This window comes from Acidimangrovimonas pyrenivorans (assembly GCF_042643245.1).
Classification (GTDB): Bacteria; Pseudomonadota; Alphaproteobacteria; order Rhodobacterales; family Rhodobacteraceae; genus Acidimangrovimonas; species Acidimangrovimonas pyrenivorans.
This window is the reverse complement of the sequence record NZ_JBHRSK010000004.1, coordinates 1,296,122-1,319,795: the sequence shown is the minus strand read 5'-3', so window position 1 is coordinate 1,319,795 and position 23,674 is coordinate 1,296,122. Positions and strand designations below refer to the sequence as shown.

The window sequence follows — 23,674 nt, the reverse complement described above, 5'->3', positions numbered from 1 at the left end:
CAGGATCGAACCAGATTGGCGCCGGCCGCCCGCTGGAGGGCATGGCCGGACCTCGCACCTGGCCGGGCCGGGCCGATGGGAGGCGGGCATGACCATGGCACAGCCCCGCCTTCACGAGCGTGTCCTGCGATCGGCCGAGTTCCGCTTCGAACGCGCGACCGTGCCGCTGCGCAACGAGCGCCTTGACGCCGCCTATGCCCGCGCCCCCGATCTCTGGCTCGAAAGGGTCGACCGGGCCATCGACCGGGGCGTCGCCTGGCTGCTGCCGCAGGCGGACGTGTCGATGTCGGTTCTGTTCTGTGCCAAGCGCACTCTCGAGCGTACCGGCGATTCCCGTTTCGCCTTCCTGCACGAGAAGGCCGAACACTACCGGCGGACGATCCGGGACCCCGCGCTGCGGCTGATCTATCCCGATTACGACGACGAGGATCCGGCCTATGCCGGGGTGCCGCATGTCCAGGGCGTCCGGCCCTACTACCCGGTCGAGCTGCTGATGCTCGACGCAGCCTGGGCCGACAAGCGTCCGCAGCCCGACATCCTCGACCGTCTGCGCGCCTTCGCGGACAACGGCTTCTACGGCACGACCCATATCGTCGTCGGCGGGCTGATGCTGATCTGGAACGGCGGCGCGCCGGCCGAGGAGGTGCGGGAGATGATGGCCGAAACGGTCCCGGTCATCCGGCGTGCCAACGAGATCACCGCGCGCGCCGAGGACATCTTCGCCGAGCGGTGCATGGTCCTGCAATGGCTGGAGAGGCATGACCTGATCCGCCCGTCCTGGATTATCCGGCTGTTGCGCAATCAGCTTCCGGACGGCGGCTGGAAGGCGCGCAACATGCCGCCGCTGGGGCAATCGAACCAGCATACGGTGATCGTGACGCTGGCCGCGCTGGCCGAGTTCCTGGCCCATCAGCGGGGGCGCCTATGAGGAAACCCGGTCGGCGCCGGTCGCCGCTGACGGGCCGCGCCTGCCGAGCCCGCGCAGGAGCCGGGCGCCGCGTCCGCGCAGGCTGTTGCGGTAAAGCCGGATCGACATGCGGGCATCCTGCCCCGTCGCCCAGCGGGCAAAGAAATCGGAATGGCCGTTGAAATCGACCCGCGGCAGCCGGCGCGCGCAGGCGTCTCGCATCATCGCGTCGAACAGGACGATGCCCGGTGCCAGCTCGCGCCGGTCCTGATCGAAATGCATTGTATGGACATAGGCGGCCCTGCTGTCCTCGAGCATCCGCAGCGCCGCGATCGGCTCGCCGTCGAGCCGGGCCAGCCAGAGGGCGCCGTTCGCCGCCAGGCTTTCATGCAGCTGCCAGTCGGCCGGGGTATTCGCCGCCGCCTCCGCCGCGCCTTGCCAGCTCCGGGCGACGACGCTGCGCCATTGGGGAAACGCCTCGCGCAGCGGGGCGCCCGTCAGCCGGGTGATCTCGAAGTCTCCGGCGGCTTCCAGAATGCGGCGTTTCTTGCGCAGCTGGCGGCGGAACTGGCCCGAACGGGTGGCGAGATAGGCGTCGTAGCCGCCCTCCGTCTCGGCGAAGTCGAGCAGGCGCCCCGGCCGCGGCGGGTCCGCGACCAGCCCTGCCGCCCGGGCGGCCTGCGAGATGGCTTTCGCAAGATCATCGCGGTGGGGCAGGTTCTCGAGCACCAGCGTATCGGTCCTGGACCCGCGCCGCCATTCCGCGAACATCGCCGCGAGCAGGGTCCTGTCGGACCCGGCGAGCAGATCGTTGCGCAGCGTGTGGGCGTTGCGGGGAAAGCCGCTTTCGCGCAGCGTCAGCGGGCCGCGCGCGAGGGGCAGGTCGGCAAGGGGCAGAACGCCCGCGAGGCAGGTGCCGCGATAGACGGCGATCGCCTGCGCTGCGCCATCCGGTGCAAAGGCGCGCCGGAGCGCCGCCTGGAAGTCCGGGCCCGAAAAGAGCGTCGCCCCCGGCGTGGCGGCAAGATGCTGCTGCCAGAGCTTGGCGAACCCGGGCGTCACCGCCGGATCGATCCGCTCGGCCTGCAGCGGCACCGCCGCGCCGGGGGCGTTGTTCGCAGCCGGGCTCATCGCGCCTGACGCCGGGAAAGCACGACCTGGACGGTGCGCAGCGCGATCTTCAGATCGCGCCAGAGCGACCAGTCACGGATGTATTCGAGGTCGAGGGCAACCCGGTGGTGCAGCATTTCAGGGGTCTTCACCGCTCCGCGCGAGCCGCTCACCTGGGCCCAGCCGGTAATGCCCGGGCGCACGACGTGGCGCAGATGGTACTGCGGATCGAGATCCTCGCAGAGCGTGCCCTGCACGCGCATGCCGCAGGGATGGGCGCGCGGCCCGATCAGCGCCATCTGGCCGGTGAGCACGTTCCACAGCTGGGGCAGTTCGTCCAGCGATGTGCGCCGCAGCAACTGGCCCACGCAGGTGATCCGGGGGTCCTCGTCGGCGGTCTGATTGGCGCCGGAGATGTCGCTCAGTTCCTGCCGCATGGTGCGGAATTTCAGGATGGAGATCGGGGTGCCGTTGCGGCCAAAGCGCGGCTGGACAAAGAAGACCGGTCGGCCCGATTCCGCGACGATCGCCAGCGCGATGACTACAAGAACGGGGGCGAAGAAGAGGATCAGCAGGCCGGCAAGGCAGCGTTCTGCCGCCTGCTTGATCGCCCAGCATAGCCCGTCGGGCGCGCAGACCGGCTGATCCGCGCCCGCCGAGAACGGCCCCGCCGGGCTGTGGCCTTCGGTTTCGGTCGCGGAATTCCGCACCCCGGGTGTCGGTCTCACAGGCGTCTGCCCTCCCAGGTTCTGGTCGGGCCTGCGCATCGCGAAATTAATCGCGAAACCAACGGATGAGTTGCGATCCTGAAATTCATTGCTGAAACCCGGAACCAATATCGCGGAAAATAATGTTTGGTTCGCTTTGATAGCACGGTAATAATATTAGGCTTAAGGTTAACACATTTCTCGATTCGCCCCAAACTCGAACCGGGGCACATTTCGTTCCTTGATCGGCGCCTTTGCGGGCAAGCAGGCCGGGCGCTCTTTCGTGGCCGCTGCGGTTTCAGGGCATTTGATAATTGGCCATTCAGTTCAAACAGCCGCTGCTCGATGTCATCGTCCGTCGCGTCAGGCCGGGCTGGCTGCGGCCGCTGCTGTTGGCCTACGAACGCTTCGGGCCCCTCCAGAACATCGGACTGCCCGCGGGACACAGGCTTTCCGTTATCGCGCCCCATCCCGACGACGAGAGCATCGGTTGCGGCGGGCTGATCGCGCTCTGGGCCCAGGCCGGCCGGTCTGTGGAGGTGATCTTCCTGACGCAAGGAGAGCAGGGAAGCCGGCTGGTGCGAGACGAGTCGCGCCCCCTCGCGGAGCGTCAGGCGGCGGGCGCCCAGCTGCGCGCAACGCGACGCCGGGAAGCAACGGCCGCGCTGGCCCGGCTCGGCGCCGAGGCCGTCTGGTGCGACGGCAGGGATGGCGCGCTGCAGCAGGACGAAGGCCGGCTTGCGGACCGCCTGGCGGCGCATTGGCAGGCAAGCCCCCCGGACATTCTGGCCGCGCCGTTCCCGGCGGACCGGCATGCCGACCACGCCGTCGCGGCGCGGATCGCCAGCGAGGCCGCCGCCACGGCGCTGCCGCCGGGCACCGAGTTCCTCGCCTACGAGGTCTGGAGCCCGCTGCCGGCGAATGCGCTTTTGGACATCACTCCCGTGGCCGGGACCAAGTGGCAGGCGATCGCGGAACATGCCTCGCAGACCGCGACCACCGACTACGTCGCCGCGGCGATGGCGCTCAACACCTATCGCGCCCGCTCCGGTGGCCAGGCGGAAGGCTATGCCGAGGCGTTCCACCGGACCACCGCCGCGGGGTTTGCCGAAATCTGCGCGCGTCTGAAGGTCTGAGCCCGATGCCGAAGCTGCTGCAAATAACCGACAAGCCGGAGCAGGGCGGCGGGATCAGGCGCGCCGTGGACCAGCAGAGGCGCATGCTCGAGGCCCTGTCCTGGCGGGTGGACCTGCTGCGGCTGGTGCCGAACGGTCCATCGCGGACACTTGCCGACAAGGCCGCGGAGAGCGGCCGGGGGGCGGTTTCGGTGCGGCTGAGAGGCGGCCCGTCGCAGGCGGCCTCCTCGGTCGCGGCCCTGCGCCGCGCGGCGCAGGGGGCAGACGTGATCCAGCTTCACCTCGGTTTCGCCACCCTGGTGCCCGAGCTCGCCGCCGCCGCCGCCGAAACCGCGCCGCTGGTGACGGTGCTGCACGATGTCTCCCCGTTCGAAGCCCTCGGCCCCAGCCGGGGCGTCCTGGGCGCGGGCCGGTCCCGGCTGCCGTTGCGGGAAGGGATCGGACGGCTGCGCCACCGCCCGATGCGGCGTGCCCTCTGGCACCTGCTGTGCGAGCGTTCGCGGCTGTTCATCGCCCCGAGCGCCTACCTGGCGCGGTGCGCCGTTGCCGCGGGCCTGGACGAAGCCAAGCTGCGCGTGATCCCGCATGCCGTCGAGGCCGAGGTGCCTGCCGCGCCGCCGCCGTCCCGGCAGGCGCCCGTCGTTCTCTATGCGGGCCTGATCTCGGAGGACAAGGGGGCCTGCCTGCTGGTCGAGGCCTTCGCCCGGCTGCGGGTGCCGGGCGCGCGTCTGGTTCTGCTGGGCGACGGGCCGGCGCTGCCGGCCTTGCGGCGCCGGGCGGCGCGGCTCGGCCTTGCCCGGCAGGTGACGTTCCACGGCCGGGTCGCGGGCGAAGAGGTGCGCCGGGCCATGGCCCGGGCGCGCTGCCTCGCCCATCCCTCGCTCGTGCCCGAGGGGTTCGGCCTTGTCGGCATGGAGGCGATGCAGCTTGGCCGGCCGGTGGTCGGATTTGGCCTCGGCGGCACGGAAAGCTGGCTGGTCGACGGCGAAAGCGGGCTGGTCGCGGCGCCGACCGATGCCGCCGCGCTGGCCGAAGCGATCGACCGCGTCTTGCGCGACGATGCGCTGGCGGACCGGCTGGGCGCCGCGGCCCGTTGCCGGGTAGAGCGCGATTTCTTGGAGCCACGGGTGGCGGCCGCGCTGGCCCGGGCCCTGACCGCGGCAATGGCCGGACCGGCCGCCCGCCTGTCGGAGGGCGTCGCGTGAAGCATCTTCTCGTCCTGACCACGCTCGACGTGCGCGGTCGCCGCAACAACCGCGAGCATCACGTGATCCGCGAGCTGAGCCGGCGCTTCGACCGGGTCACGGTCGTCTACCGGCAGCGCGGCGCTGCCGGCCGGCGACTTGGCGCGCTGATCGGCAGCGGCCGGACGCAAGGCAGCGAGGACGGGGTGCGCTATATCGGGGTCGATCCGCCGTTGAACCCGCCGGAGGGAACCGTGCGGGCGCTGACCCGGCAGGAGGGGCGGGCAGGGGGGATGCGCCGCGGCCTCGGCCTGGTTCTCGACACGATCGCGATCGCCCGCGACGAGGTCTCGCTCCGCAGCCTGGGCCACGCGGCCCGCAAGGCGCTCCGGCCCGGAGAGACGACCATCTGCGAGGCCTTCGGCCCCTGGGCCGTCCGGGCCGCGCTGCCGCTGCGGCGCGACGGCCGGATCGCGGCGCTGGTCTATGTCGACCGCGACTACGAGCCGGGCTTCGTGACCTCGCCGCTGCGGCGCGGCTGGGCCGCGCGCCACGAACGCAGCGCGGCGGCGAAGGCGGACCTGACGCTGTCGATCGGCCGGCGGCTCGCGGCCCGTCTGAACGGCATCCCCGGGGCGCGGGTCGATCTGTCGCCGACGGGTGTCGACAGCGCCTTCTTCGCCGGCCGGCCCCGCGAGGAGCCGCGCCCGCGCCTGATCTTCGTCGGCCGGGTGGCGCCGTGGTCGGGCATCGAAGAGGCGCTGGATGCCCTGGCGCTGCTCCGTCCCGACCATCCCGACGCGCGACTGGAGATATTCGGCCCCGTCGAAAGCCTCTACCGCGACCGTCTGGCGGCGCGGGTCGGAGAGCTCGGGCTCGCATCCGCGGTCGACTGGCGCGGCGACCGGCCCCGGGAAGAGGTCGCCGCCGCGCTGGCCGAAGCGGGCATCGGCCTGGCCACGTTCCGCCCGCATCCGCTCCGGCTCCATGCCGCGCCGCTCAAGGTGCTGGAATACATGGCCTCGGCCCTGCCGGTGATCGCGCTCGAAGGCTCCGAGGCGGGCGATCTGGTGGAGCGCAGCGGGGCCGGGCTGACCACCGCCTGCAGCGGGGCCGGCATCGCGGCGGCGGTGCGGCGGCTGATCGGAGAGCCGCAGCTCTACCGCGACTGCGCGCGCGCGGGGCCGGCCACGGCAAGGGCGCATGACTGGGGCCGCATCCTCGCGCGCGAGTTCGAGCTGATCTCGACCCTGCTCGACAGCGATCCGGTGCCGGACCGGGAACGGGTGGCGACATGAGCGCCGCGCCGCTGCATGTCCTGGTCAACGGGATCAACGACAATGCCCGGCCGCGCGGCCCCGACCGCTATCTCATGGAGCTGCTGCCGCGCCTGCTGGCCGCCGATCCCGGCCTCGAGGTGACGCTTGCCCACGCCCCGTGGCAGCGCGGCCTGAGCGAGACCGCGTTCGGCCCCAGGGTGCGCCTGGAATGCCTCGATCCCCCGCGCGCGCCGAGCCGCCGCCTGCTGTGGCAGGCAACGGGGTTCGTCGACTATGCCAACCGCCTCGGGGCCGATCTCACCTTCCTGCCCAACCTGATCTGGGCGCCGCGCCTGCGGGGGCCGAGCGTCCTGGTCGCCCATGACATGCTGCATTTCAGGGCCCCCGAGAAGTTCGGCCATCTCAAGGCCGCCGCGCTGCGCCGCGTGATCCGCAGGGCCGTGGCCCGCAGCGATCGCGTGATCGCCGTCTCCGCCTTCACCGCGGCGGATGTCGTGCGCTTCGGCGGGGCCGATCCCGGCCGGGTCGTGACCATCACCGAGGGAGGCCCCGGCCGCGAGCGCCGAGCCGGGGCGATGCCCGACAGGACCTTCCTGTTCGTCGGCAAGCTCGAGCGGACGAAGGGCATCGTCGATCTCATCCACGCGTTTCGCGACAGCGCGCTTCTTGCCCGCCAGAACTATCGCCTGCTGATCGTCGGCCCCGAAGGCAACGCGACGCGGGATGTCGAGGCCGCCCTGCGCGGGGCCGACGCGCGCATCGAGCTGCGCGGCTTCGTCAGCGAGGAAGAGCTGCGCGACGCCTTCCTGCGCTGTCGCGGCTTCGTCTTCCCGTCCGTCGCCGAGGGCTTCGGCCTGGTCGTTCTCGAAGCGATGGCGCGCGGGGCGCCGGTGATCGCCGCCCGCGCCACCTCCCTGCCCGAGGTGGTGGGCGAGGCGGGGCTGCTGGTGCCGCCGGGCGATCGGGTCGCCTTGCGCGAGGCGCTCGAGGCGCTGGCCGGAGACGACGCCCTGTTCGCGCGGCTGCAACGGGCGGGCTATGACCGGCTCGCCCGCTACAGCTGGGACAGCGCCGGGGCCCGGACGGCCGCCCTGTTCCGGGAGACCGTCGGATGACCGCCTCCCCGCCCCGCGTTTCGGTGATCGTCCCGCTCTACAACGATGCCGATACCATCGCTGCGACGCTCGACGCGCTCGACGCCCAGAGCGGCGCCCCGGATTTCGAGGTGATCGTCGTCGATGACGGCTCGACGGACGGCGGCGACAGCATCGCCGCGGGGCGGGCGCAGGTGATCCGGCAGCGCAATGCCGGCCCCGCCGCCGCCCGCAATGCCGGGGCCGCCCGGGCGAGGGGGGCGCTGCTGCTGTTTCTCGATGCGGACTGCACCCCGCCGGCCAACTGGGTGGCGGCGCTGGCCGGTGCCATCGACGGCACCGGCTTCGACGCGGTCATGGGCACGCTGCGGGCGGCCAATGACGGTGTCGTCCCGCGGCTGGTCCAGCTCGAGATCGAGGACCGCTACCGCGGCATGTCGGCGGCGAAAGAGGGGGTCGATTTCATCGCCGCGCCCTCCTGTGGCGTCGTGCGGTCGGCGTTCCAGGCGCTGGGCGGCTTCGACGCCGGCCTGCGCCAGGCCGAGGATGTCGACCTGGCCTATCGCCTGGCCAGCCGCGGCCACCGCATCGCCTTTGTCGAGACGGCCCCCGTCGCCCATGCGCATCAGCGCAGCTGGGGCCAGTTCATCGCGACCAAGTACCGGCGCGCCGTCGGCCGGCTCGAGGTCTATGGCCGCCATCCGCACAAGCGCCGGCACGACCATTGGACGCCGATGAGCCTGAAGGCGCAATTCGGGCTGATCGCGCTGTCGCTGCCGCTGCTGGTGCTGGCCCTTTTCCGCGGCATGCCCGAAGCCCTGCTTGCGGCGCTGTCGCTGCTCGGCGGGCTGGCGCTCGGCCTGCCGCTGATCCGGGACACGGCGCGGCGCGAGGCGCCGCTGGTCGGGCTGGGGGCGGGGCTGCTCGTCGGGGCGGGCTTCGTCATCATTCGCAGCCTGGTCATCCTCGCGGCGATGATCCGGATCCGGTTGCGCGCGGTCGCCAGGCTGGCGGGGGCGGCCCGATGACGACGTCTCCCCGGCGCTTCCTGCTCGCCCTGGCCTGGCTGTTGGTGCCGGTGGTCTCGGCCGCGCTCGTGGTCTTCGATCCCCGAATCTCCGCGCTGGTGCCAACGGGGGTGTGGAGACGGCTCGGGATGGCCGAGCTGCCCTATCGCGCGATTGCCCTGCTCGTGCTGCTGTCGTTGCTGGGCCTGATCCTCGCCGGGCTGATGCGCAAGGCGCGGGATTTCGAGACGCTGGCGGTGATCCTGATCATGGCCGCCTCCCAGCTGAACGGCATCCATGTCGGACCGCTGGACACGTTCGACGCCACGATCTTCGGGCTGTTCATGGCCTGGCTGGCCAAGCGGGGAGCGGATCCGGAGCACGCGGTGCGCCTGTCCCCGCTGTTCTACTTCGCCTCCGCCCTTGCCTTTCTCGGCTTCGCCCACCTGCCGGTGATGTCGCCCTACAACTGGTTCGTCGGCATGTACGGCATCGTTCGCGTCGTCATCGTCACCCTGCTTGTGGTCGATACCTGCCGTGACAGCAGCATCCTCGTTCTGGCCCTGCGGGCGTTCGTCCTCGTCGCCGTCCTCAGCGCGCTGTTCGGGGTGGTCCAGTTCACGCTGGCCTATTTCGGCATCTTCCGGTTCACGCTGATCCAGCCCGCGCTCTCGGCCTTCAAGCCGACGCCGTTCGGCTTCATCATGCGCGCCTCGGGTCTGTGCATCACGGCGCAGCACTACTCGTCCTTCCTGATCTACGCGCTGCCCTTCGCCCTCTGGCAGTGCACCCGAGAGCGGCCGCTGCGCAACGCCGTCGCCGTGGCGATCATCCTGGCGGGGATCGGCGTGTCGCTGAATTTCGGCGGCCTGTTCGCGGCGCTGTTCGCGCTGGTGCTGTTTCCCTTCCTGCGCTGGCCGCGCCTGTCGCTTCACATCGCCCTCGCCTATCTCGCGCTTCTCGCCATCGCCTACTATGCCGGGTTGATACACCTCATATACGAAATGAGCTTTGGCGATGCCGGCGTGGCCAAGGGGGTCGACCAGCGCAAGACGCTCTTCATCCTGGGGCTCGAAGAGATCGGGCGCAGCCCGTTCGTCGGAACCGGGCTGCACGGCTTCGGCCATGTCGACGGGAATTTCTGGAACCGGCCGGTCCACAACCTGCTCGGCGAGGCCGCGGCGGAACTCGGCATCGAGGGGGCCCTGATCCTCATCGCGATATACTTCCAGCTGTCGCTGGACCTGGTCCGCGTGACCGGGGCGCGCTGGCAGGCGGGAACCAACCTTGCCGCCGTCACCCTGCTGATGCTGGTGACGTCCCTCGTTCTGGGCCAGTCCGAGCCGAACCTCGACCAGAGCAACCAATGGCTCGTCTTCGCCCTCGCCCAGGCGACGGTGCTGCTGCTGCGCGGCCTGCCACGGGGAGGCGGTCAGACGATGATCGAGGCAAGCAGCATGAGCAATATGCCGGCCCCGGCGACCGCAAGCCAGAAGACCAGCGCCTCGAGCGTCCTGCCGATGTTCCGCAGCAGGCGCTGACGCCGTTTCGACTTCAGCTCTTCCCGGGGGATCCAGCTGCCGTCGAACAGAACCTTGCCCGCATCGATGTCGGTCGCGGCCTCACGCTTGACCGCGTCCAGGACAATGGCGCGCAAGCTCATCGGATCCGGTTGCTCGGTCATGTCGGCGCGTAGTGAAAGACCAGGTTCAGCAGGATGACGGTGGCGAAGATGGCGAGCCCGGCGGCGCAGATGCCGATGGCAATCGCCCCGACCGCGCGCAGAAGGGCGTCCCGCAGCCGCCCCGCGCGGTGATGCGCGCCGAAGACGCCCCTCTCGATGGCCTCGCGTCCCTGGGCGGAAAAGCCCTGGATCAGGGCACGGGTGCCGGGTGGCAGGTCATCTTTCACGTCTGGTCCTCCACTCGACGGTCACCGCGCCTTGCGACGAAAGCGCCCTGAGCTCGGCAAGCTCTCTGGCGGTGAAGGCGGGGATCGGCTGGGCCAGAATGTAGCGCGCGCGCTTCGCCCGTTCGGACTGGGCGACGAACAGGGCGTAATAGGCGCCGAAGATGATGCCGCAGAAGGCGGCGACGACCATGTTGAGTATCGGCAGGGGAAAGATCGGCCGCTCGGGCGGCACCGCCTGTTCGACCACCACCAGCTGAGGTTTCGCATGCGCGCTTTGCAGGCGGGCGGAGGCGAGGTTGTCCTCGGCAATGCCGATCTGCCGGTTCACGTCGGCCAGGTCCTTGGCCGCATTGTCGGAAGCCCCGACCGTGTCGACCAGCGCGTCGAACCGTTTCGTGGCGGCGGCAAGGCGGTCGCGTGCGTCCTTCTGCGCCGCCTTCAGCCCGGCGATGGTGGCATCCATCCCGGACAGCTTGAGCCGGAGTTCCTCGTAGAGGCTGCCGGAAGGCTTGGCGGTGGCCGTGGCGAGACGATGGCGTTCGACCGCCATCGCGTCGTCGATCGCCGCGATCTGGCGTTCGATGGCGGCGTAGCGCGGGCTGTTCGGTCCGTCCGACAGGGCGGCCTGCTGGACCCGGAGATCGAGCACATGCTGGAGCAGGCCGTCGAGCGAGGGAGTCGTCTCGACCGTGTTGCCATCCGCGTAATAGCCCTTCTCCTGGCGCAGCGCGGCATCGAGCGAGGCGCGCTCGGCCACGCTCCTGGCGATCTGGGCCGCGAGGTTCTCGGCCTGTTTCCGGGCCGCCTCGCGATCCGCCTGAAGCGCGGACAGGGCCGCGGTGTCGGCGGTCGAAACCGAGTCCATGCGCATCTTGCGCAACGTGCTTTGCAGCCTGTCCCGCCGCTGGTAGAGCGTGTCGAGCCGTCCCTGGATCGTCGCGGCATCCTCGGCGGCGCGCTTGCGCATGGATTGCGCGTGAAGCGCCGCGTAGACCTTGGGAACGGCGTTGGCGATATCGGCCGCCCGCCTGGGGTCGGGGTCGCGGGCATAGGCGTCGACCATGAATTCGCCCCCCAGCGTCACGTCGACCTTGCGCGCGATTTCACCGACGTTCAGGCCGAATTGCCTGGCGAGCCGCGCGCGGACTTCCCGCCCGCGCAGATAGCCGATGTCGACCGAGGCCGCCTTCGACTCCGGCGTCGGATACAGGGGCGCGGGCGGCGCATCGGGCGTGGCCGCCACATAGCCGGGCTGAGGGGCCTTGTAGTCGATGAAGAAGGTGGTCTTGCCCTCGTAGACGGGCGTGACCCGGGAGCTGAAGACCCATGCCGCCGCCGCCGCCGCCAGGGCGGTGAGCAGGATCAGCCAGCGCCGAACATAGATGTCGTGCCAATGCTGATGCAACGAGACATTTTCCAACCGACCCAAACCCCCGACACCAAAAAAATGCAGCGGTGTCATTTTCGAAAAGATACTTTAATATAAACCTATAACGCATTTCAGATTCCGACGCAATTTGTGCGAGGCTGGCGATGAGGCCTAAAATTCAATGTTTTAACGTGCTTGTGTTGAGCTTTTTGCTGATTTTCGCCGCCCTGCCGGGGACGGTTCGGGCCGGCTCGATCCCGCTTGCTCCGGGCGAGATCGTCAATGTCACCATCTATGGGCAGCCCGCCTTGTCCGGCGAGCGGACTCTTGACGAGAACGGGAAGATCCTGCTGCCGCTGGTCGGGCGCGTCGATGCCGCGGGGGGGACGGTCGAACAACTCGAGGACCGGGTCAGGACCGCGCTCAAGAACGCTGCGGTGGTCGAGCAGCCGAGTGTCTACATCGATGTCGTCAAGCGCAGAGATGTCTATGTCGACGGTGACGTCCGCACTCCGGGCGCCCTGAAATGGCATCCCGGGCTGACGGTCGAGCAGGCCGTCGCCCTGTCCGGCGGCTTGCGAAAGGCGATGCTGGACCAGTTCGGGACCACGCTCCAGGCCTATGGCACGATCGAAACCTACACCACGCTGGAGCGGTCGATCGCGACCCTGCATGCTCAGCAGGCGCGGCTCCAGGCCGAGCGCGACTTCGTCAGTCTCGTTTTCGACGGGAAGGCGGGCGAGAAGACGGCTTCCGAGGCGCTGAACCTTGCCGCCTTCCTGCCGCCGCAGGCGGCCGCGTCGCCACCGGCGGACCAGGCCGGGCAGGCCACCCGCCTGCTTGCCGGTTACACCATCGCCCAGTTCCGCCAGCTTCTCGGGGCGGGCGGCGCGTTCCGCCCGATCCGGTTCCCCGGCGACGTGGCGCAGGCGCCGGGCCTGGCCGGAATGCGCGCCACGCAACAGTCAATGATGGCCGACTGGATCGACTCGACCCTTGCCGAGGCCAATTCGGACAAGCTTCAGGGCCAGGCGCTCGCGGAAAAGATCACCAAGCTGGGGGCGCAGCTCGACGTGCTCGACGGCAGCATCGCCGAAACCAAGGCGCAACTGGAGAAGCTGCAATCGCTGAGAGACAGGGGGCTTGCCCGGCAATCCGACTACGTGGCGCTGCAGACGTCCTATTCCAGCATGCTGTCCTCGCGCATCGATCTGCTGATCTCGCTCGGCGACACGCAGGTCTCGCTCGAGCGTCAGAACCTGAAGCTCAACAACTTCGCCGCCTCGACGCGGAGCGATGTCCTGGGCAAGCTCGACAGCGTCCAGTCCCAGCTCGCCACGCTCTATGCCCGCCGGGGCGGGGAGCGTCGGTCGGCGGAACTCGCCCAGGGCTATGTCGGCGATGCGGTGTATCAGGCGGAGCCGGACGTGACCTACGCGATCGGACCGTCGAAGCAGGCGACGGCCACCACGGTGCTTGCGCCGGGCGACACGCTGATCGTCTCGGTCGCGAAGGTCAAGGTCGTCACCGGCGAGCCGGCCCCCGCGGCCCGCGCCGAGGTCGGGCAGTAGCGCGGCAGGGACGGCGCGGGCGGGAAATCCGCCGTCAACGGATGCGAAGATCGCCGCCTGGCGCGCGCGATCACAAGAATGTTTACACAAAATCCCTTTCGCCACCTTCGCCTCGGGGGCCATAGAGCCGATCATTGCCGTCTATTGGCGGAAAGCCGGATGAGCGAGGTAGCATGAGTCATCAAAAGAACGAAACCACCCTGACCAAGACCGAGTTCCGTTCCACGGCGGCAATCGCGGCGATCTACATGACGCGGCTCATGGGGCTGTTCATGATCTACCCGGTCTTCGCGCATTTCGCCCGCGGCCTGAGCGGGGCGACACCGCGCAACATCGGCTTCGCGCTGGGCGCCTACGGCCTGACCCAGGGGCTGCTGCAAATCCCGTTCGGGCTGCTTTCGGACCGGCTTGGCCGGCGCACCATGGTGGTGCTCGGCCTTGCCGTCTTCTGCGTCGGCAGCGTCATCGCGGCGCTGTCGGGCTCGATCTGGGGCGTGCTGGTCGGCCGCGCGCTGCAGGGCGCGGGCGCCATCGGCTCGGTGCTGCTGGCCTCGGTCGCGGACGTGACCCGGCCGGAGACGCGGACCCGGGCGATGGCCATCGTCGGCGTCTCGATCGGGTTTTCCTTCATGGTCGCCGTCGTTGTCGGCCCGGCGATCGCGGTCTTTGCCGGCATGGCCGGGATCTTCTGGCTGACGGCGGCGCTGGCCCTGATCGGCATCGTCATCGCCTCGATGGTGATCCCGACGCGCGAGACGCACGAGGCCGGGGTCGGCATCGCCCCGACGCGGATGCGCCACCTGCTGACCGATCCGCGCCTGCTCGAGCTCGATTTCGCCATCTTCACCCTGCACGCGACGATGACGGCGCTGTTCCTCGCCGTGCCGACGATCATCTCGCACACCTTGGCGCTGCATGGCGGCAACGAATGGATCCTCTATCTGCCGGTGCTGGCGGCGGCGGCGATCCTGATGGTGCCCTTCGTCATCATGGCCGAGAAGCATGGCCGCATGAACCAGGTCCGGCTGCTGTCGATCACCGGCATCGGGCTCAGCGAGCTGGCCCTGCTGCTGTGGGACAACAGCACCGTCGGGCTGGTGCTGGCGCTGGTGCTGTTCTTCACCGCCTTCACCGTGCTCGAGGCGCTGCTGCCCTCGCTGCTGACCAAGGCGGCGCCGGCGGCATCCAAGGGCACCGCCTCGGGCCTCTATTCCAGTGCCCAGTTCATCGGCATCTTCTTCGGCGGCACCGTCGGCGGCCTGGCGCTGGAATATGGCGGCACGGCGCTGCTGCTCGGCTTCGTGCTGGCGCTGACGCTGCTCTGGGGCGGCACGCAGCTGAAACTGGGCCGGGCGCCGGACAGCCAGCACGGCTGACGCCGGCGGGTCACGTTTTCGGCCGGAAATGCCGGGGCCGGGGCATCGCCTCGGCCCCGATGTCGTTCAGCCGGCCGGAACCGCGATCGCCCGCATCGCCTCGGCCGCGATCTCGAACGAGCGGCGGCGCTTGGCCGGGTCGTGGATCTGGCCGGTCAGGATCACCTCGTCGGGCCGGTGCTGACCGATCAGGGCGGCGAGCTGGTCGCGCACCGTCGCCGGGCCGCCGCTGGCCGAGACCGCCAGCGCCTGGTCGACCATGCGCCGCATCGCCGGCTCGACATGGGCCTCGATGTCGGCGACCGGGCGCGGCAGCTTGCCCGGACGGCCCGAGCGCAGGTTGGCGAAGGCCTGCTGCATCGAGGTCTTGAGATAGGCGCCCTCGGCATCGTCCTCGCCGGCGAAGACATTGATCGCCAGCATGAAATGCGGTTTGCTATGGGTCTCCGAGGGGCGGAAGGTCTCGCGGTAGATCGCCAGCGCCTCGCGCAGCGCCTGCGGCGCAAAATGCGAGGCGAAAGCGTAGGGCAGGCCGAGATGGGCGGCGAGCTGGGCGCCGTAGAGGCTGGAGCCGAGGATCCAGACGGGGACATGGGTGCCGGTGCCGGGGACGGCGCGGATCGGCGCGCCGGGCTCGGGATCACCGAGATAGCGCATCAGCTCGACGACGTCGCCGGGAAAGCTGTCCGAGGCCTCGAGGCTGCGGCGCAGGGCCCGCATCGTGCGCGGGTCGGTGCCCGGCGCCCGGCCGAGGCCGAGGTCGATGCGGTCGGGAAACAGCGTCGCCAGGGTGCCGAACTGCTCGGCCACCACCAGCGGTGCGTGGTTGGGCAGCATGATGCCACCGGCGCCGACCCGGATGGTCGAGGTCGCCGCCGCCACCCGGCCGATGACCACCGCCGTCGCCGCACTGGCGATACCGGGCATGTTGTGGTGCTCGGCGAGCCAGAAGCGGCGATAGCCCAGCGCCTCGGCATGGGCGGCGAGGTCGAGCGTGTTGGCCAGGGCGTCGGCGGTGCTGGCGCCCTCGGGCACGGGCGAGAGGTCGAGGACGGAATAGGGGATCATCGGCGGGCCTTCGGTTGCTGCAGCGCCGGATGATAGGGCGCGGCGCCGGAAAGGCGAGGGGGCGGCCAAAGGGAGAAGCTTGACGGCGAGCGACCGAAAGGCGCCGCGAACAGACATTGCGCTTCGCGCGCGCCCGCCTAGAACGACAGGGAAGGACAAAGGAGCGGTATTCATGGCCGAACAGGACGCGCTGGTCATCTTCACCCCCTCGGGCAAACGCGGCCGGGTGCCGCGCGGCACCCCGGTGCTGACGGCCGCCCGGCAACTCGGGGTCGATCTCGACTCGGTCTGCGGCGGCCGCGGCATCTGCTCGAAATGCCAGGTGACGCCGGGCTATGGCGAATTTCCCAAGCACGGGGTCCATGTCGCCGCCGACGCGCTGTCGGAATGGAACCAGGTCGAGGAACGCTACGACCGCGTCCGCGGGCTGGCCAAGGGCCGGCGGCTGGGCTGCCAGGCCAGGATCATGGGCGACGTGGTCATCGACGTGCCGCCGGAAAGCCAGGTCCACAAGCAGGTCGTGCGCAAGGAGGCGACGGCGCGGGCGATCGTCATGGACCCGGCCAGCCGGCTCTATTACGTCGAGGTCGCCGAGCCCGACATGCACGAACCCTCGGGCGATTTCGAGCGCCTCAAGGCGGCGCTGAAGGAGCAGTGGCAGGTCGCGGATGTCGAGGCCGATCTCGACATCCTGCGCAAGCTGCAGCCGACGCTGCGCAAGGGCGAGTGGAAGGTCACCGTCGCGCTCAACAAGGGCAATCACGACGCCAGGGCGCGGGTGCTCGAGGTCTGGCCGGGGTTCTTCGAGGGTCGGCTCTACGGCCTCGCCATCGACCTTGGCTCGACCACCATCGCGGCGCATCTGTGCGACTTGCGCAACGGCCAGGTGCTGGCCTCGGCCGGGGTGATGAACCCGCAGATCCGCTTCGGCGAGGACCTGATGAGCCGGGTCAGCTACGCGATGATGAATCCCGGCGGCGATGTCGAGATGACCAGGGCGGTGCGCGGCGCGATCAACGACCTGGCCAAGGAGATCGCCAAGGACGCGGGCATCGACCCGCAGCTGATCGTCGAGACCACCTTCGTCTGCAACCCGGTGATGCACCACCTGCTGCTGGGCATCGACCCGGTCGAGCTGGGCCAGGCGCCGTTCGCGCTGGCGGTGTCGGAATCGCTGGCCTTCGACGCGAGCGAGCTGGAGCTGTCGGCGATCAATTCCGACGCGAGGGTCTATATTCTGCCCTGCATCGCCGGCCATGTCGGCGCCGACTGCGCCGCCGTGGCGCTGGCGGAGGAGCCGCACAAGTCCGAGGACATGGTGCTGATCGTCGATGTCGGCACCAATGCCGAGATCCTGCTGGGCAACAAGGACAAGGTGCTGGCCTGCTCCTCGCCCACCGGCCCGGCCTTCGAGGGCGCCCAGATCAGTTCGGGCCAGCGCGCCGCGCCGGGCGCCATCGAGCGGCTCCAGATCGACCCGGAGACCAAGGCGCCGCGCTTCAAGGTGATCGGTTGCGATCTGTGGTCGGACGAGGCCGGCTTTGCCGAGGCCACCGCGGCGACCGGCATCACCGGTATCTGCGGCTCGGGCATCATCGAGGCGGTGGCCGAGATGCGGGCGGCCGGGATCGTCGATCCCTCGGGCCTGATCGGCTCGGCCGAGCAGGTCGGCAGCCCCCGACTCGTGGCGGAAGGTCGCACTCACGCATATTTGATCCATGACGGCGCCGCCGAGGGCGGGCCGCGGATCACGGTCACGCAGGGTGACATCCGCGCGATCCAGCTGGCCAAGTCCGCGCTCTATGCCGGCGCGCGTTTGTTGATGGATGAGCTGGGCATCGACAAGGTCGACCGGGTGGTTCTGGCCGGTGCGTTCGGTGCCCATATTTCGGCCAAGCATGCCATGATCTTGGGCATGATCCCCGACGCGCCTCTTGAAAACGTGATTTCGGCGGGCAATGCTGCCGGAACGGGAGCTCGCATCGCGCTCTGCAATGTCGCGGCGAGGGAGGAGATCGAAGCAGTGGTCGGCAGGATTCACAAGGTCGAGACCGCGATCGAACCGCGGTTCCAGGAGCATTTCGTCAACGCGAATGCCCTGCCGCACGCGGTCGACGCCTTCCCCGAGCTGGGCAAGGTGGTGACCCTGCCGGATGTCAGCTTCAACAGCGGCGGCGACCGCGACCGCGGCCGCAGGAGACGGCGCGGGTGACCCCGGACCCGATATCGGGTCTTCTGGCCAGGGTGGCCGCGCAGGACCGTGCGGCCTTCGGCGAATTGTATCATGCCGCCTCGGCCAAGGTTTTCGGCGTGCTGCTGCAGATGCTGCGCGACCGGGCCGAGGCCGAAGAGGCGCTGGAGGAGGTCTTTGCCCGGGTCTGGCTGCGGGCGGGCCGCTTCGACGGCGCGCGCGGCCGCGGCATGACCTGGATCATCGCGGTGGCGCGGGCCGATGCGATCGACCGGCTGCGCGCCCGGCCCGAGCCGGCGCCGACGGCCGAGGACGCCGCCGCGGTCGACATGCCCGAGCCGGCACCGGCGGCCGAGGTCACGGTGGTGGCGGCCGGACGGGTGCGGCGCATCGGCGATTGCATCGACGCGCTCGACCCCGACCGGGCCGAGGCGGTGCGCGGCGCCTATATCGGCGGGCTGTCCTATGCCCAGCTCGCCCGGCGCCACGACGTGCCGCAGGACACGATCCGGACCTGGCTGCAGCGGGGCCTGATCCGGCTGAGGGAGTGTCTGGAGGCATGAATGAAAGCCCGATCTCCCTGGGGCCCGGCGCTGACAGCCGGGACGACGTGATCGCCGCGGAATACGTCCTCGGCACGCTGCCCCGCGACGAGCGGCTGGTGGCCGAGCACCGGATCGAGGAGGAGCCGGATTTCGCCGCGCTGGTCGCGGATTGGGAACACCGCTTCTCGCCGCTCAACATGGCCTACGAGCCCGAACACGCCCCCGATCTGCTGCCGCAGATCGAGGCGCGGATCTTCGGCACCCCGGCCAGGGTGCAGCAGCGCAACCTGATGCGCCTCGCCTGGGTGCTGGTCGGCGGCGCGCTGGCCGCCGTGGCGCTGCTGACGCTGGTGATGAACCATACCGACGGCTTCGACGCGCCCGCCGACCGCTATGCCGCGACGATCGAGGCCAGGGGCATGCCGCTGGTCTTCGCCGCCGCCTGGAGCGCCGAGACCAAGGAGTTGCAAGTCTCGCGCACCGTCGGCCTTGCCGCCGAGAAGGGCCGGGATTACGAGCTCTGGCTGATCGCCAAGGGCGGCGTGCCGATCTCGCTCGGCCTGCTGCGCGGCGGGGTGACCAAGCTGTCGCTGCCGGCACTGCGGCCGGGCGCGGTGCTGGCGGTCAGCCTCGAGCCCATCGGCGGCTCGCGCACCGGCGCGCCGACCGGGCCGGTGCTGGTGACGGGGCCCTTGACCAAGCTGTGAAGCGAAGAAAAGCGGCGCCGCGATGAAACTGTTCGCGCCGCCGCTGCGTAACTCAGGCCATGGAACCGGGAACGGAGCCCGGACCGCAACCTGAGGAGACGACCATGAAACTGAACTTCAAGATCGCCGCCACCGCCGCCACCGTTGCCCTGGCAGGCTGCGCCGCGATGGCCGCCAATCCGATGGTCGGCGGCGCGCCGATGTATGCCAGCAAGAACATCGTCCAGAACGCGGTGAATTCGGACGACCACACCACGCTGGTCGCGGCGGTGAAGGCCGCTGGGCTGGTGCCGGTGCTGGAAGGGCAGGGGCCCTTCACCGTCTTCGCGCCCACAAACGAGGCCTTCGCGGCGCTGCCGAAAGGCACCGTCGACAGCCTGCTCAAGCCCGAGAACAAGGACAAGCTGTCCAAGATCCTGACCTGCCACGTCGTGGCCGGGGACGAGATGGCCGCCGACCTGACCAAGATGGTCGCCGATGGCGGCGGCATGGCCAAGATCAAGACGGTCGGCGGCTGCACCTTCACCGCGATGGTCAAGGACGCCAAGCTGGAGATCAAGGACGGGCAGGGCAACATCGCCAATGTCACCATCGCCGACGTCAAGCAGTCGAACGGCGTGATCCACGTCATCGACCACGTCCTGCTGCCGGCCAACTGACGCCGCAGCTGTCGCGCATGACGCCGGGCCGTCCTCTCCACGGGGGCGGCCCGTTCCGTTTCGGCCGCCAGCCGGGACGGCGAGCGGCCTGGCCGCAGCCCCTGCAAAGATCTCGACGGCGTGATCGTCCGAGCCGAGCGGAGGGCGCGAGATCCGTCAGGGCACATCCTAGGCGTCGCGGGCATTCAGCACGTCGATGCGCCGGTCGACCTCCTGCGCCAGCGCCCGCAGGGCCGGGGCGATGGTCACCGGGTAGCCGCGGCTGTCCTCCAGCGCCGTCATCGCCTCCGGCAGGCCGGCGCGCTGGCGCGCGGCATGGTCCCGGCTCTCCGCCAGCGACGGGGCGGGGCCGAGCCGGCGTCCGTTCCGCATCACCGGTTGCAGCAGCGGCTGGCCCTCTTGCGGATCGCCCGCGACCGAGATCGTGTCGCCCGCCATCCGCCCGTCGGCATCGAAGCGTCGCCAGACCTGCTTGCGGCCCGGCCATGTCGCCTTGCCCGCCGAGCGTTTGCGCCGCGCCAGCCCGGCATATTCCTGCAGCTTGTAGGCGCAGTCGAAGGCCGGGGCGTCGGCAGAGGTGGTCAGGCTGGTCCCGATGCCGAAGCCGTCGATCGGCGCGCCGGCGGTCAGCAGGGCCCGGATGCGGTGCTCGTCCAGCCCGCCGCTGGCGAGGATGCGGACGGCAGGCAACCCGCCCTGGTCGAGGATCTGCCGCACCTTCACCGCCAGCGCCACCAGGTCGCCGCTGTCGAGCCGCACCGCGCCGATCTCGATCCCCTCGGCGCGCAGGTTCGGCGCCAGCCGGACGACCTTCCGCGCCCCTTCCTCGGTGTCGTAGGTGTCGATCAGCAGGGTCAGGTTGTCGGGCCGCGCCCGGGCGAAGCTGAGGAAGGCGGCGGTCTCGCTGTCATGGGCCTGGACGAAGGAATGGGCCATGGTGCCGACCGCCGGCACGCCGAAGCACTTCTCGGCCAGCACGGTGGCCGAGGCGTCGAAGCCGGCCAGGTAGGCGGCGCGCGCGGCCAGCAGCCCGGCCTCGCTGCCATGCGCCCGGCGCAGGCCGAAATCGACCAGCGTCCGCGCGCCGGCCGCCAGCCGCATCCGCGCCGCCTTCGACGCGATCAGGGTCTCGAATTGCAGCAGGTTGACGATCCGGGTCTCGACATATTGCGCCTCCGGCAGCGGCGCGGTGAGGCGCAGGATTGGCTCGTCGGGGAAGAACACGGTGCCCTCGGGCATCGCCGCGACCTCGCCGGTGAAGCGGAAGCCGCGCAGGTAGTCGATCAGCCGCGGCGAGAAGCGGCCGCTCCCCGCCAGCCAGGACAGGTCCTCTTCGGACACCGTCAGCGTCTCGAGATAGTCCAGCACCTGGTCCAGCCCGGCGGCGACGAGGAAGTTGCGCCCCGGCGGCAGCTTGCGGACGAAGAACTCGAACACGGCGATGTCGGTCTCGCCGGCCTCGAGATAGGCCTGCATCATCGCCAGTTGGTAGAGGTCGGTAAGAAGAAAGCTGTCCGTCATCGCGCCGTTCGATCCTCTCTCCGCCGGCCGGGGGCCGTGCCCGTCTGTCTTTGCCCGTGCCACAGCGGCGCGGCGGAGGCGTTGATGCGCATCAAGCCGGCGGTCAGGCCTCGAGCCGGAGGGTGCCGTCCGGGTCGAGCCGCGGCGCGGGGCCGAGCGGCACGCGGGCGAGGCTCTGCTGCAGCCAGACGGCGTCTTCGGGCGAGGCGCGCCGTAGCCGGAACCGGTGCCGTTCCAGCGCCAGCATTTCGAGGCCGCGGAAGCGGCCGTCCCGGCGGTCGAGATCGAGGAAGTAGGCCAGGCCCAGTTGCGGGCGGTAGGCCTCCTCTCCGCCGATGCCCTCGTAATCGTTGATCAGGTCGCCGCAGCCGTAGAGGGCGATGCCGTCGCCGATCCTCTCGATCCCCTTGGGATGGTGCGAGGAATGGCCGAAGACGACCTGCGCCCCGGCCTCCCCGATCAGCGCGCGGGCCAGCCGGCGCTGGCTGTCGGGCACCGCATAGCCCCAGTTGCCGCCCCAGTGCAGCGAGACGAGCAGGATGTCGCCCGGCCGCCGCAGCCCGGCCACGGCGCGGATCGTTGCCGCCACCGGATCGGCCGGCAGCAGGGCGAGACCGGGACGGTCCGGGGGCGCGTCCCAATGCAGCGGCACGCCGCTGTCGGAGCTGGCGAAGGCGAGCAGCAGCAGCCGCCCGCCGCCGGCCAGGGGCAGGACCGCCGGCGCCGTGGCGGCCCGGGCATCGCGGCCGGCCCCGGCGCAGGCGATGCCCGCCCGCTCCAGCGTTGCCAGCGTCTCGACCAGCCCGGCCTCGCCCCAGTCCATCACATGGTTGTTCGCCAGCCCGCAGGCGTCGATCCGGGCCGCGGTCAGCACGCCGATATTCGCCGGGTTCATGCGGTAGTTGATGCCCTTCGGCTCGGGCTGCGCGGCGGTGGTGATCGCCGTTTCGAGATTGACGATCCGCAGGTCGCAGTTGCGCCGCTCGATCTCGTCCAGCAACTCGCCCCAGAGGTAATCACCGGTGACGCCGCGCGGGATCGGGCCCGAATGCCGCTCGGCTAGGGTCACGTAATCCGCCGCCGAGGTCATGTAACGCTCGTAGAGCCGGGGATCGCCGGGGTGGCGCAGGATCTGGTCGATGCCGCGCCCGGTCATCACGTCGCCGGCGAGGAACAGACGGATGGGCTCAGCGGTCATGGCGCGAGGCGGTCTGCAGATGGGCCGCGAACCAGCCCTGCGCCAGCGCCACGACCGCGTCGAGCGTGCCCGGCTCCTCGAACAGATGGGTGGCGCCGGGCACGATCTCGACCGCCTTGACGCAGGTCAGCTCGGCCTCTGCGGCGCGGTTGAGGGCGATGACCTGGGTGTCGGCGCCGCCGACGATCAGCAGCACCGGCGCCCGGACCGAGGCCAGCGCCGCGCCGGCCATGTCGGGCCGGCCGCCGCGCGAGACCACGGCGCCGACCGCCCCGGGCATGCGGGCGGCGGCGACCAGCGCCGCGCCGGCACCGGTGCTGGCCCCGAACAGGCCGACGGGCAGATCGGCCAGGGCGGGCTGGCGCGCGATCCAGCGCAGGGCGTCGCAGACCCGGCCGGCCAGCAGCGGGATGTCGAAGACATTGGCGCGGTCGGCCGCCTCTTCCGGCGTCAGCAGGTCGAACAGCAGCGTGGCAAATCTCGCCTGCCGCAGCGCCGCGGCGACATGGCGGTTGCGCGGGCTGAGCCGGCTGCTGCCGCTGCCATGGGCGAAGACGACGATGCCGGCGGGCTGTTGCGGCAGGCCGAGATCGCCGGGCAGGACCGGCCCGTCCCCGGTCTCGATCCGCACCGCCTGGACTTGCGAAGATGGCTCGGACGTCATGTCCGCCCTCCCTGCTAGCGGCCGAACAGGCCGATCAACTCGGCCCGGGCCAGCTCATGCCCCCGCGCCAGCGCCGCGAGCTCCGGGCAGCGCGCCCCGGCGGCCGGGGCGAGGCGGGTGTCGAGCGCGACAAGGCGGAAGACATAGCGGTGCGGCCGGTCGCCCGGCGGCGGGCAGGGGCCGCCATAGCCGGGCTTGCGGAAATCGTTCAGCGCGGCCTGCCCGGCGCCTTCGCCCGCCGTAAGACCCGTCGCCGTGGCCGGGATGTTGCAGGCCGCCCAGTGGTGGAACACCCCGCGCGGGGCGTCGGGGTCGTCGCATGTCAGCAGCAGGCTCACCGTGCCCTCCGGCACCCCGGACCAGTTCAGCGGCGGCGACAGGTTCGCGCCCTCGCAGGTATGTTCCCTCGGGATCGGCTGCATCGGCGCGAAGGCCGGCGAGGTGAGTTCCATGGCCATGAGCGGTCTCC

At 70.3% G+C, this 23,674-nt stretch carries 23 protein-coding genes; 13 read left to right on the top strand and 10 right to left on the bottom strand.

Annotated elements, in window-relative coordinates; translation table 11 throughout:
• Positions 1-88 precede the first annotated feature (88 nt).
• A complete protein-coding gene (locus ACFOES_RS09270) occupies positions 89-928 on the top strand; it encodes a hypothetical protein (protein WP_377832953.1) in 840 nt (279 codons plus the stop codon).
• On the opposite strand, the gene ACFOES_RS09265 is transcribed toward ACFOES_RS09270, so the two are convergent.
• Positions 923-2,038, bottom strand: coding sequence for a GNAT family N-acetyltransferase (locus tag ACFOES_RS09265; protein WP_377832952.1), 1,116 nt, complete (start codon positions 2,036-2,038; stop codon positions 923-925). The genes ACFOES_RS09270 and ACFOES_RS09265 overlap by 6 nt on opposite strands.
• On the bottom strand, positions 2,035-2,853 hold the full coding sequence (locus ACFOES_RS09260; RefSeq protein WP_377832951.1) for a sugar transferase: 819 nt from the start codon (positions 2,851-2,853) through the stop codon (positions 2,035-2,037). Before ACFOES_RS09260 ends, ACFOES_RS09265 begins: the two co-directional genes overlap by 4 nt.
• Before the next feature lie 185 nt (positions 2,854-3,038).
• Here ACFOES_RS09260 and ACFOES_RS09255 point away from each other — a divergent pair, with 185 nt between their 5' ends.
• From ACFOES_RS09255 to ACFOES_RS09230, 6 genes are read left to right on the top strand one after another with little or no spacing between them, the layout of a single operon-like run.
• Entirely contained in the window at positions 3,039-3,860 is an 822-nt protein-coding gene (locus ACFOES_RS09255; RefSeq protein ID WP_377832950.1) for a PIG-L deacetylase family protein, read from the top strand.
• A gap of 5 nt (positions 3,861-3,865) precedes the next feature.
• Positions 3,866-5,065, top strand: coding sequence for a glycosyltransferase family 4 protein (locus tag ACFOES_RS09250; RefSeq protein WP_377832949.1), 1,200 nt, complete (start codon positions 3,866-3,868; stop codon positions 5,063-5,065).
• Entirely contained in the window at positions 5,062-6,342 is a 1,281-nt protein-coding gene (locus tag ACFOES_RS09245) for a glycosyltransferase family 4 protein (RefSeq protein ID WP_377832948.1), read from the top strand. Before ACFOES_RS09250 ends, ACFOES_RS09245 begins: the two co-directional genes overlap by 4 nt.
• The gene (locus ACFOES_RS09240) at positions 6,339-7,439 is read left to right on the top strand and encodes a glycosyltransferase family 4 protein (RefSeq protein ID WP_377832947.1); all 1,101 of its coding nucleotides are present in this window, start codon (positions 6,339-6,341) and stop codon (positions 7,437-7,439) included. The genes ACFOES_RS09245 and ACFOES_RS09240 overlap by 4 nt, the downstream gene beginning before the upstream one ends.
• Positions 7,436-8,446, top strand: a complete 1,011-nt coding sequence (locus tag ACFOES_RS09235; RefSeq protein ID WP_377832946.1) for a glycosyltransferase — start codon at positions 7,436-7,438, stop codon at positions 8,444-8,446. Before ACFOES_RS09240 ends, ACFOES_RS09235 begins: the two co-directional genes overlap by 4 nt.
• The gene (locus tag ACFOES_RS09230) at positions 8,443-9,966 is read left to right on the top strand and encodes a hypothetical protein (RefSeq protein ID WP_377832945.1); all 1,524 of its coding nucleotides are present in this window, start codon (positions 8,443-8,445) and stop codon (positions 9,964-9,966) included. Before ACFOES_RS09235 ends, ACFOES_RS09230 begins: the two co-directional genes overlap by 4 nt.
• Here ACFOES_RS09230 and ACFOES_RS09225 read toward each other — a convergent pair.
• The 3 genes from ACFOES_RS09225 to ACFOES_RS09215 are packed head-to-tail and all read right to left on the bottom strand — an operon-like array spanning position 9,858 to position 11,741.
• The gene (locus ACFOES_RS09225) at positions 9,858-10,109 is read right to left on the bottom strand and encodes a hypothetical protein (protein WP_377832944.1); all 252 of its coding nucleotides are present in this window, start codon (positions 10,107-10,109) and stop codon (positions 9,858-9,860) included. The genes ACFOES_RS09230 and ACFOES_RS09225 overlap by 109 nt on opposite strands.
• A complete protein-coding gene (locus tag ACFOES_RS09220) occupies positions 10,106-10,336 on the bottom strand; it encodes a hypothetical protein (RefSeq protein WP_377832943.1) in 231 nt (76 codons plus the stop codon). Before ACFOES_RS09220 ends, ACFOES_RS09225 begins: the two co-directional genes overlap by 4 nt.
• Complete coding sequence (locus ACFOES_RS09215) at positions 10,326-11,741, bottom strand: hypothetical protein (protein ID WP_377832942.1); 1,416 nt, start codon at positions 11,739-11,741, stop codon at positions 10,326-10,328. Before ACFOES_RS09215 ends, ACFOES_RS09220 begins: the two co-directional genes overlap by 11 nt.
• Positions 11,742-11,905: 164 nt before the next feature.
• Here ACFOES_RS09215 and ACFOES_RS09210 point away from each other — a divergent pair, with 164 nt between their 5' ends.
• Together ACFOES_RS09210 and ACFOES_RS09205 are read left to right on the top strand one after the other, a co-directional pair.
• Positions 11,906-13,276, top strand: a complete 1,371-nt coding sequence (locus ACFOES_RS09210; RefSeq protein WP_377832941.1) for a polysaccharide biosynthesis/export family protein — start codon at positions 11,906-11,908, stop codon at positions 13,274-13,276.
• A 173-nt stretch (positions 13,277-13,449) separates the two neighbouring features.
• The gene (locus tag ACFOES_RS09205; RefSeq protein ID WP_377832940.1) at positions 13,450-14,652 is read left to right on the top strand and encodes an MFS transporter; all 1,203 of its coding nucleotides are present in this window, start codon (positions 13,450-13,452) and stop codon (positions 14,650-14,652) included.
• A 66-nt stretch (positions 14,653-14,718) separates the two neighbouring features.
• On the opposite strand, the gene ACFOES_RS09200 is transcribed toward ACFOES_RS09205, so the two are convergent.
• The gene (locus ACFOES_RS09200; protein WP_377832939.1) at positions 14,719-15,720 is read right to left on the bottom strand and encodes an LLM class flavin-dependent oxidoreductase; all 1,002 of its coding nucleotides are present in this window, start codon (positions 15,718-15,720) and stop codon (positions 14,719-14,721) included.
• Positions 15,721-15,892: 172 nt separating this feature from the next.
• Between ACFOES_RS09200 and ACFOES_RS09195 the strand changes: the two genes are divergently transcribed.
• The 4 genes from ACFOES_RS09195 (at position 15,893) to ACFOES_RS09180 (ending at position 19,822) form a co-directional block, all read left to right on the top strand.
• Positions 15,893-17,932, top strand: a complete 2,040-nt coding sequence (locus ACFOES_RS09195) for an ASKHA domain-containing protein (protein ID WP_377832938.1) — start codon at positions 15,893-15,895, stop codon at positions 17,930-17,932.
• A complete protein-coding gene (locus ACFOES_RS09190) occupies positions 17,929-18,474 on the top strand; it encodes a sigma-70 family RNA polymerase sigma factor (protein WP_377832937.1) in 546 nt (181 codons plus the stop codon). Before ACFOES_RS09195 ends, ACFOES_RS09190 begins: the two co-directional genes overlap by 4 nt.
• Complete coding sequence (locus tag ACFOES_RS09185) at positions 18,471-19,163, top strand: anti-sigma factor (RefSeq protein WP_377832936.1); 693 nt, start codon at positions 18,471-18,473, stop codon at positions 19,161-19,163. The genes ACFOES_RS09190 and ACFOES_RS09185 overlap by 4 nt, the downstream gene beginning before the upstream one ends.
• 104 nt (positions 19,164-19,267) lie before the next feature.
• Positions 19,268-19,822, top strand: a complete 555-nt coding sequence (locus tag ACFOES_RS09180) for a fasciclin domain-containing protein (protein WP_377832935.1) — start codon at positions 19,268-19,270, stop codon at positions 19,820-19,822.
• Positions 19,823-19,990: 168 nt separating this feature from the next.
• On the opposite strand, the gene ACFOES_RS09175 is transcribed toward ACFOES_RS09180, so the two are convergent.
• The 4 genes from ACFOES_RS09175 to ACFOES_RS09160 all read right to left on the bottom strand — a co-directional run bounded on the left by ACFOES_RS09175 (position 19,991) and on the right by ACFOES_RS09160 (position 23,663).
• The gene (locus tag ACFOES_RS09175) at positions 19,991-21,343 is read right to left on the bottom strand and encodes a nicotinate phosphoribosyltransferase (protein WP_377832934.1); all 1,353 of its coding nucleotides are present in this window, start codon (positions 21,341-21,343) and stop codon (positions 19,991-19,993) included.
• Between the two features lie 103 nt (positions 21,344-21,446).
• Positions 21,447-22,541, bottom strand: a complete 1,095-nt coding sequence (locus tag ACFOES_RS09170) for a CapA family protein (RefSeq protein WP_377832933.1) — start codon at positions 22,539-22,541, stop codon at positions 21,447-21,449.
• Positions 22,531-23,205, bottom strand: coding sequence for a dienelactone hydrolase family protein (locus ACFOES_RS09165; protein WP_377832932.1), 675 nt, complete (start codon positions 23,203-23,205; stop codon positions 22,531-22,533). Before ACFOES_RS09165 ends, ACFOES_RS09170 begins: the two co-directional genes overlap by 11 nt.
• Positions 23,206-23,219: 14 nt before the next feature.
• Positions 23,220-23,663: a YbhB/YbcL family Raf kinase inhibitor-like protein gene (locus ACFOES_RS09160; RefSeq protein WP_377832931.1), complete on the bottom strand. Its 444-nt coding sequence runs from the start codon at positions 23,661-23,663 to the stop codon at positions 23,220-23,222.
• Positions 23,664-23,674 lie beyond the last annotated feature (11 nt).

Coding starts and splice junctions, on each gene's coding strand:
- ACFOES_RS09270 (WP_377832953.1), top strand. CDS start 89: ATGACCATGGCACAGCCCCGCCTTCACGAGCGTGTCCTGCGATCGGCC.
- ACFOES_RS09265 (WP_377832952.1), bottom strand. CDS start 2,038: ATGAGCCCGGCTGCGAACAACGCCCCCGGCGCGGCGGTGCCGCTGCAG.
- ACFOES_RS09250 (WP_377832949.1), top strand. CDS start 3,866: ATGCCGAAGCTGCTGCAAATAACCGACAAGCCGGAGCAGGGCGGCGGG.
- ACFOES_RS09240 (WP_377832947.1), top strand. CDS start 6,339: ATGAGCGCCGCGCCGCTGCATGTCCTGGTCAACGGGATCAACGACAAT.
- ACFOES_RS09235 (WP_377832946.1), top strand. CDS start 7,436: ATGACCGCCTCCCCGCCCCGCGTTTCGGTGATCGTCCCGCTCTACAAC.
- ACFOES_RS09230 (WP_377832945.1), top strand. CDS start 8,443: ATGACGACGTCTCCCCGGCGCTTCCTGCTCGCCCTGGCCTGGCTGTTG.
- ACFOES_RS09225 (WP_377832944.1), bottom strand. CDS start 10,109: ATGACCGAGCAACCGGATCCGATGAGCTTGCGCGCCATTGTCCTGGAC.
- ACFOES_RS09205 (WP_377832940.1), top strand. CDS start 13,450: ATGAGTCATCAAAAGAACGAAACCACCCTGACCAAGACCGAGTTCCGT.
- ACFOES_RS09200 (WP_377832939.1), bottom strand. CDS start 15,720: ATGATCCCCTATTCCGTCCTCGACCTCTCGCCCGTGCCCGAGGGCGCC.
- ACFOES_RS09195 (WP_377832938.1), top strand. CDS start 15,893: ATGGCCGAACAGGACGCGCTGGTCATCTTCACCCCCTCGGGCAAACGC.
- ACFOES_RS09185 (WP_377832936.1), top strand. CDS start 18,471: ATGAATGAAAGCCCGATCTCCCTGGGGCCCGGCGCTGACAGCCGGGAC.
- ACFOES_RS09180 (WP_377832935.1), top strand. CDS start 19,268: ATGAAACTGAACTTCAAGATCGCCGCCACCGCCGCCACCGTTGCCCTG.
- ACFOES_RS09175 (WP_377832934.1), bottom strand. CDS start 21,343: ATGACGGACAGCTTTCTTCTTACCGACCTCTACCAACTGGCGATGATG.
- ACFOES_RS09170 (WP_377832933.1), bottom strand. CDS start 22,541: ATGACCGCTGAGCCCATCCGTCTGTTCCTCGCCGGCGACGTGATGACC.
- ACFOES_RS09165 (WP_377832932.1), bottom strand. CDS start 23,205: ATGACGTCCGAGCCATCTTCGCAAGTCCAGGCGGTGCGGATCGAGACC.
- ACFOES_RS09160 (WP_377832931.1), bottom strand. CDS start 23,663: ATGGCCATGGAACTCACCTCGCCGGCCTTCGCGCCGATGCAGCCGATC.